Origin of the sequence: Caldicellulosiruptor kronotskyensis 2002 (assembly GCF_000166775.1) — a bacterium.
GTDB lineage: Bacteria > Bacillota > Thermoanaerobacteria > Caldicellulosiruptorales > Caldicellulosiruptoraceae > Caldicellulosiruptor > Caldicellulosiruptor kronotskyensis.
Window position 1 is genome coordinate 277,900 of record NC_014720.1, and the last position, 20,251, is coordinate 298,150.

Annotated in this window: 16 protein-coding genes and 2 pseudogenes; 15 read left to right on the plus strand and 3 right to left on the minus strand. The window is 33.5% G+C overall.

All coding sequences use genetic code 11. The features are described 5' to 3' along the window. Nucleotides 1-628: 628 nt before the first annotated feature. Nucleotides 629-1,838: pseudogene (locus CALKRO_RS13190) on the minus strand (transposase). A gap of 171 nt (nt 1,839-2,009) precedes the next feature. On the opposite strand from CALKRO_RS13190, the gene CALKRO_RS00935 reads away from it, so the two are divergent. The 6 genes from CALKRO_RS00935 (at nt 2,010) to CALKRO_RS00960 (ending at nt 10,966) form a co-directional block, all read left to right on the plus strand. Then, nucleotides 2,010-3,713, plus strand: a complete 1,704-nt coding sequence (locus CALKRO_RS00935) for an ABC transporter ATP-binding protein (protein ID WP_013429262.1) — start codon at nt 2,010-2,012, stop codon at nt 3,711-3,713. 19 nt (nt 3,714-3,732) lie between these two features. Continuing rightward, nucleotides 3,733-4,176 carry a hypothetical protein gene (locus CALKRO_RS00940; RefSeq protein WP_013429263.1) on the plus strand — a complete coding sequence of 148 codons (444 nt, stop codon included), beginning with the start codon at nt 3,733-3,735 and terminating at the stop codon, nt 4,174-4,176. 66 nt (nt 4,177-4,242) lie between these two features. After that, nucleotides 4,243-5,844 (plus strand): HlyD family efflux transporter periplasmic adaptor subunit, encoded by a 1,602-nt coding sequence (locus CALKRO_RS00945; protein ID WP_013429264.1) that lies wholly within the window; start codon nt 4,243-4,245, stop codon nt 5,842-5,844. 24 nt (nt 5,845-5,868) lie between these two features. Continuing rightward, nucleotides 5,869-7,065, plus strand: coding sequence for an ABC transporter permease (locus CALKRO_RS00950; protein ID WP_013429265.1), 1,197 nt, complete (start codon nt 5,869-5,871; stop codon nt 7,063-7,065). Between the two features lie 29 nt (nt 7,066-7,094). Next, the gene (locus CALKRO_RS00955; RefSeq protein ID WP_013429266.1) at nt 7,095-7,781 is read left to right on the plus strand and encodes an ABC transporter ATP-binding protein; all 687 of its coding nucleotides are present in this window, start codon (nt 7,095-7,097) and stop codon (nt 7,779-7,781) included. A gap of 26 nt (nt 7,782-7,807) precedes the next feature. Next, a complete protein-coding gene (locus CALKRO_RS00960) occupies nt 7,808-10,966 on the plus strand; it encodes an S-layer homology domain-containing protein (RefSeq protein ID WP_013429267.1) in 3,159 nt (1,052 codons plus the stop codon). A gap of 267 nt (nt 10,967-11,233) precedes the next feature. On the opposite strand, the pseudogene CALKRO_RS13195 reads toward CALKRO_RS00960, so the two are convergent. Next, nucleotides 11,234-11,551, minus strand: a pseudogene (locus CALKRO_RS13195) (DNA polymerase Y family protein); the annotation flags it as partial. A 452-nt stretch (nt 11,552-12,003) separates the two neighbouring features. On the opposite strand from CALKRO_RS13195, the gene CALKRO_RS00970 reads away from it, so the two are divergent. From CALKRO_RS00970 to CALKRO_RS00995, 6 genes are all read left to right on the plus strand, one after another. Beyond that, on the plus strand, nt 12,004-12,369 hold the full coding sequence (locus tag CALKRO_RS00970; RefSeq protein ID WP_013429268.1) for a GntR family transcriptional regulator: 366 nt from the start codon (nt 12,004-12,006) through the stop codon (nt 12,367-12,369). A gap of 6 nt (nt 12,370-12,375) precedes the next feature. Next, complete coding sequence (locus CALKRO_RS00975) at nt 12,376-13,068, plus strand: ABC transporter ATP-binding protein (RefSeq protein WP_013429269.1); 693 nt, start codon at nt 12,376-12,378, stop codon at nt 13,066-13,068. After that, nucleotides 13,065-13,772, plus strand: coding sequence for a hypothetical protein (locus CALKRO_RS00980; protein WP_013429270.1), 708 nt, complete (start codon nt 13,065-13,067; stop codon nt 13,770-13,772). Before CALKRO_RS00975 ends, CALKRO_RS00980 begins: the two co-directional genes overlap by 4 nt. Nucleotides 13,773-13,952: 180 nt before the next feature. Beyond that, nucleotides 13,953-14,873 (plus strand): ABC transporter ATP-binding protein, encoded by a 921-nt coding sequence (locus CALKRO_RS00985; RefSeq protein WP_013429271.1) that lies wholly within the window; start codon nt 13,953-13,955, stop codon nt 14,871-14,873. Nucleotides 14,874-14,884: 11 nt separating this feature from the next. Further along, nucleotides 14,885-16,060, plus strand: a complete 1,176-nt coding sequence (locus CALKRO_RS00990; protein ID WP_013429272.1) for an ABC transporter permease subunit — start codon at nt 14,885-14,887, stop codon at nt 16,058-16,060. Between the two features lie 172 nt (nt 16,061-16,232). Then, on the plus strand, nt 16,233-16,937 hold the full coding sequence (locus CALKRO_RS00995) for a TraX family protein (protein ID WP_013429273.1): 705 nt from the start codon (nt 16,233-16,235) through the stop codon (nt 16,935-16,937). Between the two features lie 50 nt (nt 16,938-16,987). Here the strand turns inward: CALKRO_RS00995 and CALKRO_RS01000 are convergent, their stop codons facing one another. Beyond that, nucleotides 16,988-18,205: an RNA-guided endonuclease InsQ/TnpB family protein gene (locus CALKRO_RS01000; protein ID WP_013429274.1), complete on the minus strand. Its 1,218-nt coding sequence runs from the start codon at nt 18,203-18,205 to the stop codon at nt 16,988-16,990. A gap of 181 nt (nt 18,206-18,386) precedes the next feature. On the opposite strand from CALKRO_RS01000, the gene mntA reads away from it, so the two are divergent. From mntA to dusB, 3 genes are read left to right on the plus strand one after another with little or no spacing between them, the layout of a single operon-like run. After that, the gene (mntA, locus tag CALKRO_RS01005) at nt 18,387-18,821 is read left to right on the plus strand and encodes a type VII toxin-antitoxin system MntA family adenylyltransferase antitoxin (RefSeq protein ID WP_013429275.1); all 435 of its coding nucleotides are present in this window, start codon (nt 18,387-18,389) and stop codon (nt 18,819-18,821) included. Beyond that, nucleotides 18,808-19,230 (plus strand): type VII toxin-antitoxin system HepT family RNase toxin, encoded by a 423-nt coding sequence (gene hepT / locus CALKRO_RS01010; protein ID WP_013429276.1) that lies wholly within the window; start codon nt 18,808-18,810, stop codon nt 19,228-19,230. Before mntA ends, hepT begins: the two co-directional genes overlap by 14 nt. Before the next feature lie 9 nt (nt 19,231-19,239). After that, nucleotides 19,240-20,226 carry a tRNA dihydrouridine synthase DusB gene (gene dusB, locus CALKRO_RS01015; RefSeq protein WP_013429277.1) on the plus strand — a complete coding sequence of 329 codons (987 nt, stop codon included), beginning with the start codon at nt 19,240-19,242 and terminating at the stop codon, nt 20,224-20,226. The last annotated feature ends 25 nt before the right edge of the window (nt 20,227-20,251 follow it).

A 20,251-nucleotide genomic window follows, 5' to 3' on the forward strand; every position in this document is an offset into this window, starting at 1 on the left:
TTGTATAACAAAAATTGAAAAGTTTAAAAAAGTAAATAAAATTCAAAATTTTCTAAACTCTAATTTTTAGCTGCTCAAAAAACCAAAACTAAAATATTTATGGTTCAACAATTTGCAAAAAATTATAATTTTAAGCTACTAAATTTTTTGAGTTTGTCAAGTTTTTTGATAGTTAATTTAGAGAAAAAAGTTGTTTAGATTTGATTTTGGACATTTGAGTCACAGCTCTAGCAAGAAAATATATTTTATATACACATATTTTGCTACAATTGTAAAAATGGAAACAGAACTTTTTTAAATTTTTATAAAACATAGTAACACTTATCTAGAGCGTCTATAAAAAAGCTATTAACCAGTATTGTATTAGCCGTTTGCAAAATAGGTGGTGATTGAAGGTAACAGATGCCAAGAAAGAAAAAACAATCAAAAGGTAAAGAGAAGAGTAGAATTGTAACCATATATTATCAATATAAGCGGAGATATGCAACAACAGTTGTATGACAAAAATTGAAAAGTTTAAAAAAGACAATAATATCCTAAGCCTTCTAAGATTGAAATTTTAGAAGGTCAAGTAAAAAACAAAACCAAAATTTTTTGATAGGTTAAGGATTCAAGAAAAATTGTAGTTTTAAGCGATAAGTTTTTTAAGTTTGTTCAGTTTTTTAACAGTTAGTTTAGAACAATAGAGTGTGATGTTGTGAGCGAGGAAAAATAAGAGCGAATAAGTAATGGAGAAGAAGTGAGAAATCAGAGAAAATGGAAACATGGTCATAAGTGTAGATAGTATCAGAGACCATATAGGATTTTAGGTGGTAAATAGTCTACTCTACAGCGAGACGTTTTTGCAGAGATTAATAAAGTGTTGGGAATTTCTGTTGATGCTAGGGGAAGATCGAAAGTCATCAGGGTAAGTGTAGCTATTGAACCTGATTTAGAGGTAGAACAAGGCTGAGGGCAAGAGCAGGTGCACTTGCCATCTTTGAATTTGGGACATAGGGCGAGTCCATTTAAAGCGCAAAGAGCGATTTTTACCTTGACATTTGCTTTCAAATTTAAAAGGTTGGTTGAACTTTTTACAGATGGGGACACCATCTTCAGAATAGGGTCAGAAGAAGGGGAATCAGAGTTAAACAGAGGGAGTAAAGCTAAGGGGATACCGAGGGCGCATGTATATTACAGCAAATTTTAGAGCCCAGCAGAAATGGCCATTTGTGAACATAAGACGGATATTTGAATTAGCATTAGCAGTTTTAGGCAAAGAAGAATAAACAAGAGAGTCGATTTTGTCAGAAGAAAGCTGCGGGTTAGCTTTTGAGGTATTTTTCAAAAGTGATTGAATGATTTTAGGGTTGTTTTCATGGACGTGGGGAACGATACCAAAAGTAATCGAAGATTAAGATTGAAGCAAGTTCAGGATATTGTTGGATAGAAATATTGTGTGCGTGGATAGAGATATTTTGGAAAAGTTTATGGATTTGTGTGTTAAAGATTTTTCTGAAGCGAGAGAAGGTAGAAATAGAAGGAACATTGCCATGAAGATTACAGAATGTGCGAAGTTCATAACAGTATAAGGAGCACAGCACGAAGCTGAGTCAAAGTATTGAGTTTGAGTAATTTTTGGACAAAGAAGCACAGGAGCATAGAGTCTAAAGAGAAGTATTCTGAGCTTGCCGAAGTATTTGTAGTGAGCATTATAGAAAGAAGAAGGTATGTAGTTGGATAAGTCGATGAATTTACTAAACAAGCCCAAGAGGGCATCAAGACTTGTAGAGGGCTGAAGCCTTTATGTGGGAGAATAGATCTAAAAACGAGAGTTGTTTAGGTTTAGCATTAAACATTATGGACCCCCCTCATAGTAGAAAATATGTTTTATATAATTATGTTTTACTACAACTATGAGGAGAGTGGCTAGAGTTTTTTGAAGCTCATGTAAAGCTTGATAACGCTCATTTTGAGCGTTTCTGCAAAAGGCTAAACCAGTATTGTATTGATTGGAGGAATAAAACAAATTGAAACAAGACATGATGTGGTTAATTAGCAAACTAAAAAGATTTTGGAAATTAGGTTTACTTTGCATTATATGTCAAATACTTTATATTGCATTAATAGAAATAGCTCCAATTGTTTCAATGATTTTAATAGAAGCTTTAATACATAAGTTTCAAAGTCGGGTTATTTATAGGAGTTTAATTTTTTTCACATTGGTATGGATATTGCAACCAATTATGTGGTATACGGTAAGTGTTTTAACTATTAATTTAAGTGAAAATATAAAGGAAAGTTTAAGAAATAGTTGCTTTGAAAGTTTTATTTCTTCATCAACGATTAATTTTATTCAAAATAATTCAATGGGTACAATGGTAACTAGAATATCTGAAGATGTAGAAGAAATTGGAAATTTTACACAAAATTTAATTTTAAATTTTACAAAAAATTTACTTATAGCAACTATCTCAATGATAGTTATGTTATCAATAGCACCGTTACTTACTGTAATATTTTTTATAGTATTTGGAATTTTATCTTTATTTATTTTAAAAAAATCAAACCAACTTAGTGGTCTGCAAAATGATCTTCAGCAAGTCATTGATAGAATGAATACATTTTTACCAAACATAATAAGAAATATTATCCCAATAAAAGTGTGTAATGCACAGTCTCTTATAAATGAACAATTTCAAATTACAAACAAAGAAATAAAAATGAAAACAATAAAATTGCTAAAAAATTTGACATTAATGAGTATGTATGCAGCAACTGTTGCTGTGTTGGTAATTGTTATAATTTATGCTGGGGGTTCAATTTATATCCTTAGTGGAAAAGGGACTGTTGGAATATTAGTTGCACTGACAATGTATTTTCAGAATTTTGTTGGTGCAGTAAATGAATTATTTGATGGTGGTATTGAACTAAGAAGGATATCGCCGCTGATAATGAGGTTGAATGAACTTTTAAATGACAAAAATACTGCAAATTCTGAAATTAGAATGTTTGATGAAGAGCTTAATACATCGATATTATTGAACTGTGATAAATACAATTTACAGGTAAAAGATGTATGGTTTAAATATAATGATTCTGATTACATTTTAAAAGGTGTCAATTTGTATGCTGAAGAAGACACAGTTGTTGCCATAATAGGAGAGTCTGGTGCAGGTAAAACAACATTGTTGAAACTTTTATTGGGGATTTACCTACCAGAACATGGAGAGATAACTTTATGTGGCAACAATATAAATCAGATTAGCAATAATAAATTATGGAAGCTTGTTAGTTATATACCTCAGGAGGTAGACTTGATTTACGGCCTTTCAATTAAGGAGAACATTACATTAGAGAAGGCAATTGAACTAAAACGTGAAGTAGTAGAGTTGTGTCAATGGTTAAAAATAGAAAAAAAAATACTTAGCTTGCCTTTAGGATATGATACCTTGTATACAGAAGAGGTAAATTTTTCAGGTGGCGAAAAACAACGAATTGTCATTGCACGGGAATTATTAAAAGGAGCGAAAATATTTATATTCGATGAGCCCACCGCCTGGCTGGACGAAGAGAATGAAAAAAGATTTTTTGAAATAATTCAAGAATTAAAAAAGGGGAGAATAATTATAATGGTTAGTCATAAGAAAATAACATTGGAGTATGCAGATATAGTTTATGTTTTAGAAAACGGAGTTTTAAAACCAACCATACCGGTAAATAAAAATTTGTAAGAGAGGAGGACAGGTAAAAATGAAAAGGTCAGTATACATATTTGCATTTTTGGCAATTGTGTATGAAATTTTTGTTGGGACACTTTTAACTCTTAAGAGAGAAAATATTTCACTAAGCGAGTACTGGGGATGGGGATTATCAGTAATCGCTATGGTTGCTATTTTAGGTTTGTTGAATGGTATATTTGGAGGTGAAAAACTTTCAAATATTTTAGCTATCAATATTTTTGCAGTGATAATAATTAATTTAATTTCTGCTATGTTTACTCCTCTAATCCTAACAGAAGATGTAAAACAAAAATTACTTAAAGAAGCTACACAAAAAAACATAGAGCTAAGTCTTGGGAACAACATGGGGAATATAATTTCAGGTATTATGCTTTATTCTGTGATAGTAGCTCTCATGACGTTTGCAGGTTTTAAAATAAGCGCAATTTTAAGAAAAAAACTTAAAAGAAATTAACATGTTGACTTTTTTTTGTATCAGTGTATTATTAATATAGAACACTAATAAGGTGGTGCAATTACAATGAGAATAAAAAAGGGTATGTCCTTATTTGTGTTTTTAATTGTATGTGTTGTTACATTAATGGTGGTATATGTATTTACTAATAGCATAAAGAAGCAGCAGCAGGCTGAAAAAATACAAAATAAAAATGTTATAAAAGTTGTCAAAAAGGATCTGTATGAAGAAATAACATTGAGAGGCATTGTTACTTCTGAAGAAAAACCAATATTTTCTTCTACAACTGCGAAAGTCAAGAGTGTATTTATCAGAGATGGTGATTATATTAAAAAGGGCGATTTAATTGCATTTATGGATGATACAAGTGTAAGACTTGAGCTGAAAAAGAAAGAAAGAGAAAAACAAAGTTTGTACAGAGATTTAGAAAATTTGTACGCAAGGCTTGGAGAATGTTCAGTGTATTCGCCGTTTGAAGGGCAAGTTGCAGAAATATATGTAAAAGAAAGAGATATAATCTCAAAGGGGAGTCCAATTTGTAAAGTTGTCAAAACAGATGTGGTATACCTTACGGTAGCATTTCCCAGATGGCTTTTTAATAACATAAACCAAGGGGATCCAATCGAGGTAGTGGTGCCTGAGTATGGGCAAGAAATAAAAGGATATATAAGAGCAAAAAGTTCTATATTTTATACAGACGAAAATGGATTTCCAGCATTTGATGTGGAAGTAATTTTAAAAGAAAAAGGTATACCTGTAAAAGTAAAAGCGTATTGCATATTTAGATATAACGGGCAAAAAGTGAGGAGTTTGAACGAAGGTATAATCACACCAGAAGAAGATATTATAAAGTCACCAACAGATGGTGTTGTGAAAAATATATATATATCAAAATTTTCACTATTAAATAAAAACCAATTAATAGTTGAATTATCAAATGATGAGATTTTAGAACAAATTAAAAACAAGAAAGCACAGATTGAACAGATTACAGAAGAAATAAACGAATATAGAAAAAAGCTTAGCATGTTTGTGATAAAAGCTCCATTGGAGGGTATTGTAAGTGATATTAACATTGTCGAGGGCAAATTATTAAATGAAGGTGAAAAGATTTTTGTAATTTGGAATCCTAGCAATTTGATATTTGAATCAAAAATATCAGAACTTGAACTTGATAGGATTAAAAAAGGTCAGAAAGTAACGCTGCAATTTAAAATTCCTGGCAGAATTGGAGTTAACGAGACAGTTAATGGCACAGTAAAATTGATTGGTTCACGACCACTTGAAGAGAGCTTGGATGCCAATATAAGCTTCTACTCAATTAAAATTGGATTCAAAAGCAATAGAATTAAAAGAGGAATGCATGCCACAGCACAGATGAAAGTATTTTTAAAACAAAACGCACTCTGTGTCCCTGTGGAAGCTTTAAGAGAAGAAAATGGTAAATACTATGTATGGGTAAAACAACAAAAGCCAAAAAATATTTCTGAAAATACTGGAAAAGATAAAATTATTGATGAATTTGGTTCAAAGGAAAGTTATTATGAAGGTGCTGAAAAGAGAGAGGTTGTTATAGGTGAAAGCAACAAATGGTATGCTGAGATTTTAAGTGGGTTAAAAGAAGGTGAAGAAGTAGTATTACCACGGATTTATGAAGAAGTAAAATAGTAAACACAGAGGGTGATGTTTGATATGAAATATGCTAAGTTTTTTGAGGCTTTTAAAATTGCTGCAAAGTCTTTAATTCACAACAAGACAAGAACATTTTTGAGTATACTTGGGGTAATAATTGGCACATGCGCAATAATAGTTTCAGTTGGACTTGTTCAGTCGGTTAGTATCAGCGTTTCAAAACAATTAGAGGAAAGTGGACTTGATAGTTTGATATTAGTTTTAAATTATGACATTGATATGAGTGAAATGTACAGTTACCTTAACAGCAAACAGAATTTAGTAGTTGGAATAACTCCAAAGAAAACTTATTACACAGAGGTATTATCGTATGATGGAAAAAAGTATAAATGTGAAGTACTTCTTTTAAAACCCTCTTCATATATTCTTGAAAATTTAAAATTGGTGGAAGGAAGGTTTTTGAGTGGTTTGGATGAAGAGAAGCTAAATAAGGTTGCAATTGTTTTTAAAGATCAAGCAGAAAAGTTATTTAATAACAAAGAAGAAGTGCTTTTTAAGAAACTGCTAATTGGAGGGGAAGAATTTGAAGTTATTGGGACTGTTACAAAACAGAAGCGAATGACAGATGTATCAATAGGCACATCATATTATGATATTAACATTATTATTCCTTACAAAGTTGGTGAAAGCCTATTTAATCTTGAAAAGAGCTCCCAGATGTTTTTTATAAAGAGTATAAACTCGAAGTATAATTCTAATATAAAGAAATTGTTAGAAGAATATTTACGTAATAATGGTTTAAATAAAGAAGATTATAGTATTATTGACGGTAGAGAATTTGTTCAATCAATAACAACAATTTCATATCTGCTAAGTGGACTTTTAAGTGGTGTTGCATCTGTATCTTTGATAGTGAGTGGAATAGGCATTATGAACATTATTTTGGTATCTGTGACCGAGAGGACAAAAGAAATAGGAATTAGAAAAGCTGTTGGTGCAAAGAGTAGTGATATAAGACTTCAATTTTTAATTGAGTCATTCTTGATATCTACTCTTGGATGTTTTGTGGGAATTGCTTTTGGATTGATAATAGTCTATGGAGTCATACCAGAAGTGATGATGGTAGAAGCCCATATTTCACCCATTTGGATAATAATCTCAATGGCAATATGCTATCTTATAGGTTTGTTTGCGAGCTGGGCACCGGCAGAGAGAGCAGCAAGACTTGACCCTATTATTGCTCTCAGGTATGAGTAAAAATTAAATCAAAGGTGGTGTTTTATAGGATGATTGAACTTTACAATATTAGTAAAATCTACAAGATGGGTGATAATGAGGTATATGCTCTGAACGGTGTAACACTGAAGATACAGAAAAACGAGTTTGTGGCAATTCTTGGTCCGTCAGGGTCAGGAAAGTCAACATTGATGAATATCATAGGCTGTCTTGACACACCAACATCTGGCAGTTACATTTTAGATGGAAATGAGGTGAGTAAGTTGTCTGACAATCAGCTTGCGGAGATTCGAAACAGCAAGATAGGGTTTGTATTTCAGCAGTTTAACTTAATTCCGCAGCTGACAGCACTTGAAAATGTTGAGCTTCCTCTTATATACCAGGGAGTTTCCGCATCAAAACGCCACAAGCTTGCCAAAGAAGCTTTAGAAAAGGTTGGACTTGGAGACAGGCTCCATCACAGACCAAGACAGCTCTCTGGAGGTCAGCAGCAAAGGGTGGCAATTGCAAGAGCGCTTGTTACAAGCCCGAGCATAATCCTTGCAGATGAACCAACAGGAAACTTGGACTCAAAGTCTGGCAGTGAGATTATGCAAATTTTTAAACAACTGCATTCTCAGGGAAGCACCATTGTTTTGATAACCCATGACAACAACATAGCATCGCAGGCAAAGAGGATTGTAAGAATTCATGATGGTCAAATAGTAGAAGATACATGTTTGACATATATTTTCTAAAACATGTTCGAAGGGGGAAATAAAAAGTGAAACTCAAGGTTTTAATTTCTTTTTTGATTGTAGCGTGGGTTGTCAATTTACTATCTTTGACTCCTTTTGCAGCGTACAAGGACATTCCATCAAATGCAAACTACAAACTGGATGTTGAAAGGCTAAATAAACTCGGTATTCTTGTATACAAAGATAATTTCAAGCCAAATCAGCCGATAACAAGAGCTGAGCTTGCGCAAGCTCTTGTTAAAATCTCAAATGCAGAAGATGATGCCATCTCTCAAAAAAAATATACACTGTTTTCTGATATAAAACCAAACACAAATCTTTGCGGATTTGTCACATGGGCTGTAAGTAAAAAATATCTCACACCCATGGCGGATGGTAATTTTCATCCGGGTGAGCCTGCAACATTTTCACAGGTTGTGACAGCGCTTGTAAGAGTCCTTGGATATTCTGATACGGACATAGGCGGAGTGTGGCCGCAAAACTATATAGACAAAGCAAAACAGCTCGGGCTTTGCGAAGGTTTAAATTTTTCGGCAGACAGCAAAGTTTCTCGCTGGGCGTTTGCAAAGATGCTGTCTTATCTTTTAGATACGCAGCCAAAAGGAAGCACTGCAAAGTTTCATGAAGCTGTTGGGCTTTACAGTTCAATCCTTGTGCTTGATACATCAAAGACGTCAAGCAAGCTTTTGTCAGGTGAAGTTTTGACAGACTCAGGTGTTTTAGTAAACACAACAAAGACAAGCCTTGACAGTGGCATAAAATACATGGTAAAAGTACAAGATGGTAAAATCACAAAAGTGTTCGGACAGGAGACAGATTCATATCAGGTTGCAATAACAAAAGTGAATGGTAAAACTGTGTATTTTTCTGAAGGTGGTAAGAAAAAATCAATAAACCTTCCAGCATCAGCAACATATTTTATTTCAGGTGCAAAACAGAGCTATGATGCAATCGAAAATGTTTTAAAACCAAATCAAAAGATAAGTTTTGTATATTCATTTGACAGAAACAAAATAGAATATGTTGTAATAAACGATTTGTATCTGCAGAACATATACGGAAACTACGATGAAGTATTGATTCTTGCAAATTCGAATACAACCTCAAGTCTTTCAACAAATCAGATTCAGACAGACAAAGGTATATTTTATCTTGCATCTGGAATAAAACCGAACAGTATTCAGATTGGTACAAAGTACGGGGTTTATATCAAAGATGATACCATTACAAAAGTAGCTCAAAAAATCTGGGATGTAAAAAAGTATACAATAAAGAGCATAGACTCAAACGTCATAGAAGTTGACCAAAATGGGAAATCACAAAGTATGACTCTTTTATCAAAACCTGCATACTATTATCAGGGGATAAAACGGTCTTATGATTCTATTTCAAACATCTTGAAGGAAGATCAGATACTTTATGTATCAAAGGACATAGATGCAGGCAAGGTCATGGCATATATAATTCAAGACCCTTATTCCACAAAATACGGAACCTATTCAGAGGTTATAGTTTTGCAGGATGCGCTTTTGAATTCTGCACTGGAGAATAATCAGGTTTTGACAGACAAGGGTATATACAATCTTGCCGATACAAATACAAAACTTGAGATTGGTTCAAAGTATGCTGTGTATATCAAAGATGACAGGATAACTCTGGTTGTGAAAAAACTAAACTCAACAGATGTCTATGAAGTAACAGATGTTGTGAGTAGCACAAATGTAAAGTTAAAATCACAAAAAGGGCAAGAAAATGTCATTATGCCGCAAAAACCTGTCTACTACTACAACGGCAGCAAAATTAACTACAGCAATTTGAAGAGTGTTTTAAAATCAGGTCAGAAAGTGTATTTTGGTTATTCAAAAGATGGTAAAACATGTGAGTACATTGCAATACAGGACCCGTACCTATCTGATTATGGCACATATACAGAGGTTGTGGTACTTGCGAATGCGGTTGTTTCTGATAAACTATCTTCGAATGAGGTGTTGACAGACAAAGGAATATATGCTATAAAGCCAGCAGCTGGCAAGCTCACAGTTGGTGCAAAGTATGGGGTATATATTAATGGCGATACAATCACAAAGGTTGTAAAGAAGCTAAACAGTGTTGATATAGCTGAGATTTCACAGGTAATTGGAGATACAAATGTTACACTTAAAAAAGGGAATACTACTACCACAACATCCTTGCCTCAAAAACCTGTTTACTACTACAATGGGAACAAGGTTGACTACAGCAATCTCAAAAATGTTATAAAAGCAGGGCAGAAGATATATTTTGGATACAATGCGGCAGGAAATTCGTATGAATATGCAATTATTCAAGACCCATATTACGACAGTTATGGAAAGTATATTGAGACAGTTGTTTTAGGAACATATTCAACAACAAAAGGATTAGATGTCAACGAAATTTTAACAGACCAGGGTATTCTGACGTTGCCAGAAAACCAGAGCACAAATTTAGAACTTGGTGCAAAGTACGGACTTTATATCGACCAGGATAATCAAATAACCCTTGTGTTCAAGAGGCTAAATTCAACAGATGATATGACAGTAGTTTCTGCCATTTCAAACAAAGTTACAGTTGACAAGGGTGGAACACAGGTTGATATGATTTTGCCACAGAACATCACATATTATTACAACGGGTCTAAGATAGATTATTCAACAGCGCTTAGCAAGATTCAGATGTTAAGCTCGCTTGTATTTGGAATTTCAACTAAGAAAAAAGGGTATGACTACTGTGTAGTCTTTGACCCTGTATACAGCAAACCATACATTGCAGGTGACCAGACCTATCAGACCTTGAAAGTAGGGGATTTGGATATAAGCGGTAGCAGGAAGTTTATAAAAGATGGGGATGTTGTGGATTATAGTTATATTCAAAAGTATAATGTAGTATATGAAGTAAAGGATATATGGGGCAGAAATAGTTATATTCTGATAGTGGACAACAAAGTTGAATGTTATTTGAAAAGCTTTGTGCCAACAAGGTTTACACCAAAGTCAATAGTTGTGAGTGTGTATGATTCAGCCACAGAAAAGCTTGTTGAAAAGACGTATGAGATTAGCGAAAACTGTGACAGCTCGTGGATACTGTCAGATACTTTCAAGACAAGCCAGAGAGTTTACCTTCTTTTAGGCTACGACGGCAAAGTTGTTGCAATTTCTAAACCTTAAAAGCTATACGGTTTTTGCACATTCGATCCTTAGTGTTACTGGTAATATGAAGATAAAATTAATAATTGGTGGCAATAATTTAAATCCCATAGGTGAAGTGGAAAATAGAAAAGAATTACATTATTTCACAAGCCACCTGTTTTCATCACAGAAAAGATACAGCTTTTTGGAGCGGGCAAGGATTTTGTATCTCATTCCTTGTCCGCCTGTTTTTAAAAAGGCAGCAGGTCTTTTATCTATAATTTTGTCAATTTCGTATGTTTTTCCATCAAGCCAGCGCTCATCAATTCCAAACGGCTCTGTCAAATCTGTATACTCAGAGTAAATTTGTTGAGCAAGCTTCTAAAATTGAATATAAAGGTGAAAATTAGATTTTAAAATCACAAGGTTTGGACATTTTTTAAGTGCCTGCCATATAACATCACCTGTCTGAATACCATACAATTTTGCGATTTTGTTTTTTGCAAAAACTATTCAGTGCCGTAGTTTACTTTCGCCGCAGGCTGCAACTGGTTTGTTTCTCAGCTCTGGATGATAAAGACATTCAACAGAGCAATAGAAGTTATTGAGGTCGCAGTGCAAAATTCCCTGCTCACTTTTTTCACTAATCGAACATAAGTTTGCATTTATATTATATCATCGAGAAATTGTTTGGTAAATAGAAAAATTAGGCAGAAGCTTTGAAGTATTAAAAATAATAAGTTTAGACTCAAGAAAATTAAAGAAATTTTGAGTTATTTGAAGAAAAACATAACTTTAGCTTTAAAATTAGCGAAATTTCGACTAAAAATCGGGATTGACGGTATGAAAATGTATAAGTTATTAATAATAAAATAAAAATGTACTGAAAGTGGAATATAGAAGTGTACAAAATTGTACATTTATATGATATCCTTTCTCAAAGTATGATGAAATAAAATCAAAACTTGCCATAAAGGGAGTTACAGTTAGAGGTGTTTACGAGTAAAATAACCCATTGACAATCTTATCGTATTAGTGTATTATTTAATTAGTACACCAATACAGGGGGAAGAGACTTGGTTGAATTTAATCCTAATGTTCCTATTTATCTTCAAGTGCTGGAATACCTGAAAAAACAGATTGTCAGTGGCAAGATAAGGCCTGGTGAAAAGCTTCCGTCTGTGAGGGAGATGGCACAAAGGTTTAATATTAATCCAAACACAGCCCAGAGGGTTTTTCAGGAGCTGGAAAGAGAAGGTTTGGCAAAAACAGAAAGAGGAATTGGGAATTTTGTTACGTCTGATACAAAACTTATTCAAGACTTAAAAGAAAAAATGGCTGAAAAGATTATAGAAGATTTTATCTTGGCAATGAAAGAGATTGGCTATGACAAAGAGGAAATCCTGAATCTTCTTAATAAAAAATTAAATGGGGAGGAGTAGATACCTGTGCTTCTTGAGGTAAAGAATTTATGCAAGAGATATAACAAGAAGATTGTTCTGGATGATATTAGTTTTTCAGTTGATAAAGGCAAAATAGTTGGACTGTTAGGAGAAAACGGTGCTGGAAAGACAACGCTTTTAAAGATTATTGCAGGCTTTTCTAAACCTACTTCAGGGCAGGTTCTTATAAACAATACAAGGGTAGGAGTTGAAACACGCAGATATGTTGCGTTTTTACCAGATTCAATTATGTTTCCCAAGTGGATGAAAGTAAAGGATGCTTTGAAGTTTTTTGTAGATTTTTTTGATGATTTTGATTTATCAAGGGCAAAGGATATGCTTGAGTTTTTGAATATTAGCGAAAACGGAAAAATCCACGATTTTTCAAGAGGAACAATCGAAAAGTTTTCTATAGCACTTTTACTTTCAAGAAATACTAATCTGTATCTTTTAGACGAACCTCTTGCTTTTGTGGATCCAATCTCAAGAGATGTGGTGATAAATATGATTTTAGACAATCTTAGTGAAGATAAGACAGTTATTGTATCAACCAATATTATTTCTGAAATTGAGCATGTATTTGATGAGATTATCATTCTTAAAGACGGCAAGATTGCACTCATAGATTCGCCAGAAAACTTAAGAGAAAAGTCAGGAGTTTCTGTGAATCAATTCTTCAAAGAAGGTGGTAGAAGATGATAACAAAATTTTTGAAACATCAGTACAGAAGCGGGACGCTTTTTTACATTTTTTATACATTGGGTGCTTCTTTGGTTGGTATATGGGCATATTATTCAAGGAATGTTGAAGTAACTCCTAAAGATACGCCAAAAATAGCAATAATATTATGGTTATTATGGTTTGTTTCATTGGTTGTTGCTGAAATATATCACATTTTTAGATGGAATATAATATTGACCAGTTCAGAAAGATTTTTGCTCTTTTCTTCTTATAAATTAAAACCAGAGATCTTTTTGTTTGGAGAAATATTGTATTTTATTTTAGACCTTTTTCTCTTTACTATCTGGATTAACTTGCTTGGTGCTATTGTAGGAGGACTTGAAAAATATATTTCTTTTCACTTTTTACTGATAAAAAAATTATATGTCAGCGATTTCTATTTATTAATTCATGCGCCTTTGTCTTTTTTTATAATTTATCTCTGGGCTCTCACTTTACCTACCTACTGGAGTACATTTAGAAGATTTTCTAAGTTAGATTATGCTATAATCTCACTTTTTGTATTGGCTATATATTTAAATGTAAGATTATACGAATTTATAGAAAAAAGTATAACAAGCGTAACTATGAGATTAATTGTATTGCTTTTAACAGACTTTTCAATATTTATTGCACTGATTGTGTTTAACCTGAAAGCGTTGAAAAAGGGATTAGATACTTGAAAATATAAAAATAAATCAGAACTTTTCTGCACACATTCCAAGAATTTTAAGAGAATTTATTAATGTTGCCTTGATAGTTGGGCTAACCCTTTTATGTTTATATGGTGCTATCAAGCTTTTTGACAAAAAGCTTGAGATATAAAAACTTCTTATAGAAGAAAAATTTGGAGGTGTTTTGGTGTGAAGAAAGCTCTTGAGGTAATTTCAGTCTACAAAAAATTTGGGAGAAAGGAGGTTATAAAAGGAGTTTCGTTTGATATTGAAAAAGGCCGAATAGTAGGGTTTGTGGGACCAAATGGAGCTGGTAAAACCACCACAATTAAAATGATAACAGGGCTTATAAAGCCAGATAGTGGACAGGTTAAAATTTTTGGGTATGACATTGTACATGAAAGAGAAATGGCATTAAAGTTTATTGGAAGTATAATAGAAAACCCCGAGCTTTATGAATATCTAACAGGATATGAAAATTTAGCTCAGCTTGCAAGAATTTCAAACATACCAAAGTCCAAAATAATTGAAGTTGCAAAACTTGTTGGTATTGACTATGCTCTCAAAGAAAAGACAAAAAAGTATTCGCTTGGAATGAAACAGAGGCTTGCTTTAGCGATGGCAATTTTGACAGACCCAAAACTTCTTGTCTTGGATGAGCCGACAAATGGGCTTGACCCGAGCGGTATTATTGAGTTAAGAAGCCTTTTGAAGAGTCTTGCAAATGATAAAAATGTAACGATATTTATATCATCTCACAATCTGTTTGAGATTCAAGAAATTTGCGATAAAGTGGTGTTTATTAAAGAAGGAAAGATAGAGACGATTGAAAACATAGACAGCAGTTTTATCGAAAATGTGAAGTTTGTTCTGGTATTAAATGAAGACAGAAATACAAATGATGTGGTGGTAAAAACTACAAAAGTAATATCTTGCTTTGAAGGTGTAAAAATTTTGGGAGTAAAAGAAAACAGTATTGAGTTAGAACTTGACAGAAGTAAAAAGGTAGCGTTTATGAATTTCCTCTTTCAAAATGGAGTTAATATAAAGGATTTTTACGAAAAAGTAGAATCTCTCGAGGACAAATATATAAAAATATACCAGAATTAGGAGGGTATAAAATGTTAGCTCTTGTAAAAAATGAGCTTATAAAACTTTTTTACAGAAAGAAGATTTTTATTGCTATACTCATTATAATTGCTTCTGCGATAGTGGGTGTTTGGGGAAGCATTGCTTATATTAAATCAGTTCAGCCAGAAGAGGAAATAAGGTCATTGCAAAAAACAATTAGTCAATTGCAAAAAGAAAAATCGAAAATAAAAGATGAAGTGAAAAAGCAAAAGATTGATATGCAAATATATCAACTTGAACAACAACTTGCTCAGTGGAAAAGTGTTCTAGAAAGTGATTCAAATAATTGGCGAGAAAATTTAAAAAAAGAAATCAAAGAACTTAAAATCAAGATGAACCAGGCTCTTGATTTGAGCTTTTCTGACTCAAAAGAAAATTATCGAAAAGAAATTATAGAAAACGAATACTATCTTTCACACAATCTAAAGCCACTTAAACGTACAGATTTAAATAATTTTAGTGTAATGATACTTTTTTTGGGTATGATAATATTTATGATGCCTTTAATAGTATTTGTGTTAAGTTCAGATATAATGTCAAACGAATTTTCGCAGAAGACTATAAGGATATTGGCCTCACAACCAATACCAAGAAACAGCATTGTTTTGTCAAAATTTTTAACAGCTTTAATTGTTAGCGAAGGGCTAATTTTGATTTCAGAAGTTTTAGTATATATAGTAACAGGAATAATTTACGGTTTTACCAATTTAAAATATCCAACAGTAATTGGAACAATTTACAAAGAAGTTGGAAAAGCAGTAGTACCTGTATATGGTAGTTCATATATTATAACACTGGGGAAATTTTTAATTTTAGCCCTTTTACTTCAGGCGCTAATAATTGCTGCATGTTGTGCACTCAGCGTATTTATTTCAACTCTGTGCAAGAGCAATTCGTTGGCAAATATTTTAAGTTTTATTGTGGTTTATGGAATTTATTTTTTGGTCTCACCAATTTCCCAAGTAGTTCCTGCTTTTAAGTATTTGAAGATGATACTTCTTTATTCTTATCTTGATCCTACCAAAATAATTACTAATGATATTTCAGTTGAATTAAGTATTAGTTTCATAAGCCCATGGTTCAGCATATTGGTAATTGCCGTATATCTTACTATTCCTATAGCAACGGCATTGTTGAATTTCAAAAATAAGGATATTTTGGCATAAAGATTTTTCAGAAATATGTTTTACAGTGGGGCTGCTTCTTAATGTGCAGGGCAGCCCCAAAATTATTACAAGAGTGCTTTTAGTATTTCGGAATAAAGAGGATTTTAAACCCTCATAGTAGAAATATATTAAAAGCAACCCCCACTTTTTTCATGGAAGGAGAAGATATTCTGTGGAAAAGTTAGTATTAAAACTTAAATCAATACCCTTTTTTTCTGCATATTCAAAAGACCTTACAAAGTCAAAATCTAATTTATTAAAACTCATAGCATGCATAACCATGTTTATTGACCATACAGGATTTTTATTTTTTCCACAAAAGCCCTTGCTGCGAATAATTGGTCGCATTGCCTTTCCCATCTTTGCCTATCAAGTGGCGGTGGGGTTCTGGCACACATCTGACCATAAAAGGTACTTAAAAAGGCTTTTAATATTTGCCATCATATCCCAGTATCCTTTTTATCTTATGACAGGCGATGTAGAGCTAAATGTCATTGCAACCTTCTTCTTTGCAGCACTTTGTCTTTATTTTTTCAAAAACTCATGGTATATTCTGATAATTATTCCGCTTGGCATATCATACTTTGTTCCAATGGACTATGGACTCTATGGTGTTTTAGCAGTATTGACATTTTATTATTTTTACAAAAAGCCTATTTTGCAGCTTGTAGGATTTTCTGTTCTTACAATAATTTTTTCAAATCTTAATGGATGGCAGATTCAGCTATATTCTGTTTTAAGTGTAGTACTAATACTTTTAGTAAGAATAATACCAGTTAACTTTGAGTTCAAGCTCAATAAATACTTTTTTTACTGGTTCTATCCAGTGCACATGCTGTTTTTAGTTTTTGTTGGAAAGCTGCTGGGGTATTCGTGAACTACCACCCACCTATAGAGGTGGAGGCTTCGTGAGAAGTTTGGTAGTTTTTACACTACCCTTATTCTCACAGGACGGTTCACACGTCCACTACTGGCTATCTGCTTTGCAGCAGACTCGCCAGCTACTTTGCCCAAAATATTCATTGCTCCGTTTATATCTGCGTTCACAACATATCCACAGTTTTTGCATACGTATAGACCCCTGTATTTCCTATTGCTCTTCCTTACCACTCCGCACCTGCCGCACGTCTGTGATGTGTAGCTCTCATCCACTTCTTTATATCCTATACCATAATACTCACACTTTGCCTCTAACTTTTTCTTGAACTTCTCATAAGGTATACCCACAAAGTTTTGATTGTTCACCTTACCAAGATTTATCTCCTGCTTTATATACTTCATTTTTCCAATTACTATCGTGCCTATCTGGTTGTTCAAACAGTGCTTGATTATTAAACTTACTGCCTGATCCAAAAAGTTGTCAACTACATGCTGCCTCTTGAGGGAAATCTTTGCAAGTTTTGAACCATATTTAATCCCCTGTTTCGAGTATATACTTTGCAGTCTTGCCCTTTCTTTGTTGTACCATCGGTTGACTGATTTTATATACCCGCCTTCTATTATGAAGGCAGTCCCGATGGTATCAACCACCGCCGCAAAGTTGTCAAGCCCCAAGTCTATAGACAGGTACTTGTTCCTGTCAAGCTTGTAGGATTGTGTTACTTCTTCGTACACATACTCAATTTCAAACCATCTGCCATGAAACTTTGGCAGTATCCTGACCTCTTTTATTCTCTTGCCCAAAATGTTAGCTGGCAGGTCAAAATACAAGTGCCTTACCCCAAACTCCCTGTAAAAATTCCTGCCAAGGCTAAGTCTTACTTTGTCTTTTTCTACCTTGAACTGGTCTTTCGGAAAACTGAGAAGAAACATGCCATCCTTTGGCAGATACTTCGGTATTGAAACCTTTTTGTCAGTTTTGCCTTCCTTCTTTGCTACCAGAAGTTTAAAAAATGATTTAAATGCTTCATCTACACAAAGAAGTGTCTGCTGTGCAACCTGTGATGGAAGCAATCTGTAGTTTTTGTTTTCTTTTACAATGTGATATACACTTTCATATCGTAGATATTGTTGAGTATTGAAATAGTGCTGCCTTATGTGGTAAAGAGCATAATTGTACAGGTTTTTTGATACACGGCATAATATCCGCAGTAGTCTGTATGTTTGTTTGTTACATCTTATATGATTTTTCTGAGTTTTGTACATTTTACATCACCTAAGGAATATTATATCATATTCTTTGGCAATTCATCTCCATCTTAGAGAAGATGGAGTCTTCTTGCTGAATTTTTGATAAAATAGTGAGCTTATAAAGGCTGAAGTGTGGTAAAATATTGTTGTGAGTGAGTTACTACAAAAAGTTTTTGAAAAAAGAAGGTAAAAAAGCATGCGTGAGATTAACATGGAGGAAATAAAAAAGGTAGTTGTGGATATTTTGAAAAGAGAAATATCGCCCTGGCTTATAATTCTGTTTGGTTCTCTTGTTAAGGGGAATTTTAGAAAAGATAGCGATATTGACATTGCATATCTTTCTGATAAAGAAATATCAAACGTTGAGAGGTTTTGGGTTTCTCAAGAAATTGCGGATAGTTTAAACAGAGATATAGATTTGATTGATTTAAAAAAGGCTTCCACTGTACTAAAAGCCCAGATTGTTGGCACAGGAGAGGTCATATATTGCGAGGATGAGAAAAGAAAAAATTTATTTTTTATGAGGGCTTTGAAAGAATATGCACTTTTAAACGAAGAAAGAGATGTTGTTTTAAAAAGCTTTTTTGGGATGAGTATATATTCAAAGGGTGAGAAAAATGATAATAGATGATATAATTGCAAATAAGATACAGGTCATTGAAAGATGTTTGAAGAGAATAGACGAAGAATATGAGCATAACCCTAAAAATCTTCTAAATTACACAAAACAAGACTCAATTATTTTAAATCTTCAAAGAGCTATAGAAGCAGCAATAGACATTGCAATGCACCTGTGCGCAGTTTTTAAGTTTGGAGTCCCGCAAAGCAGCAGAGAAGCTTTCGATTTGTTAGAGCAAAATAAAGTTGTGTCAAAAGAGTTAGCCAAAAGACTGAAAGCCATGGTGGGTTTTAGAAATATTGCAGTGCATGATTATCAAGCCATTAATCTTGAGATTCTCAAAAATATAATTGAAAAAAATTTATCTGATTTTTTAGAATTTAAAGGTGCTGTACTGAATTTTTTGCAAAAAAGGAGCTGACAATTAAAAATGCTTGACATCAGAGGAAAAATCTTTTTAGCACCCATGGCTGGATTTACAGACAAGGTTTTCAGAAGACTTTGCTCAAGATTTGGAGCAGATGTCACGGTGACAGAGATGGTCAGCAGCAAAGCACTTGTGCTTGGCAGTGCAAAGACAAAAGAGCTCATTTCATTTTCAGATGAAGAGAAGATAAGAGGTGTTCAAATTTTTGGTAACGACCCTGAAGTTATGGCACAGTCTGTAAAGATATTGCAGGATGAGTTTGAATACCATTTTATTGACATAAACATGGGCTGTCCTGTTCCGAAGCTTGTGAGAAGCGGAGAAGGATGTGCCCTGATGAAAAACCCTTCTTTGGCTGCGAAGATAGTCGAAGAGGTTGCAAAGGTAAGTAGAAAACCTGTATCTGTCAAAATTCGAAAGGGATTTGATGATGAAAATATTAATGCTCCTGAATTTGCATACATCCTGCAAGAAAGCGGAGCCTCTTTTGTGACAGTTCATGGAAGAACAAGGGCTCAGCTGTACTCTGGAAAAGCTGACTGGGAGATAATCAGAAAGGTAAAAGAAAAGCTCAAAATTCCGGTTATTGCGAACGGAGATATAGTAGATTTTGAGTCTGCGAAAAAAGCGTATGAAGTAACAAGAGCTGATAGCATCATGATAGGAAGAGCGGCGCTTGGGAACCCTTGGGTGTTTCTTCAGATCAAAGAAGGGTTTGAAAAGGGGTATGTTGAAACTAAGGTTTTACCTCATATGAAGATAAGAGTTGCGATTGAGTTTTTCACGCAGCTTTGCAGTGAAAAAGGCGATAAGATGGCAGTCTTGGAAGCAAGAAAGCACCTTAGTTTTTTTGTAAAAGGAATTGAGAATGCCGCTAAGATAAGAGATAAAATTAACAGAATAAATAATGCTACAGAGCTTTTAGAGTTTCTTAAAGAGCTTGCATCTTCTCTTGAGAAAAAAGAAAGCTTTGTCGATAATATCTTATAGGACAAAATTTTTTAGCGAAAATAAA

Bases quoted from the DNA above. Each gene is read 5' to 3' on its own strand.
- CALKRO_RS00940 (WP_013429263.1), top strand. From the start codon at position 3,733: ATGAAAAGGTCAGTATACATATTTGCATTTTTGGCAATTGTGTATGAA.
- CALKRO_RS00945 (WP_013429264.1), top strand. From the start codon at position 4,243: ATGAGAATAAAAAAGGGTATGTCCTTATTTGTGTTTTTAATTGTATGT.
- CALKRO_RS01000 (WP_013429274.1), bottom strand. From the start codon at position 18,205: ATGTACAAAACTCAGAAAAATCATATAAGATGTAACAAACAAACATAC.
- mntA (WP_013429275.1), top strand. From the start codon at position 18,387: ATGCGTGAGATTAACATGGAGGAAATAAAAAAGGTAGTTGTGGATATT.
- CALKRO_RS00950 (WP_013429265.1), top strand. From the start codon at position 5,869: ATGAAATATGCTAAGTTTTTTGAGGCTTTTAAAATTGCTGCAAAGTCT.
- CALKRO_RS00980 (WP_013429270.1), top strand. From the start codon at position 13,065: ATGATAACAAAATTTTTGAAACATCAGTACAGAAGCGGGACGCTTTTT.
- dusB (WP_013429277.1), top strand. From the start codon at position 19,240: ATGCTTGACATCAGAGGAAAAATCTTTTTAGCACCCATGGCTGGATTT.
- CALKRO_RS00955 (WP_013429266.1), top strand. From the start codon at position 7,095: ATGATTGAACTTTACAATATTAGTAAAATCTACAAGATGGGTGATAAT.
- CALKRO_RS00990 (WP_013429272.1), top strand. From the start codon at position 14,885: ATGTTAGCTCTTGTAAAAAATGAGCTTATAAAACTTTTTTACAGAAAG.
- hepT (WP_013429276.1), top strand. From the start codon at position 18,808: ATGATAATAGATGATATAATTGCAAATAAGATACAGGTCATTGAAAGA.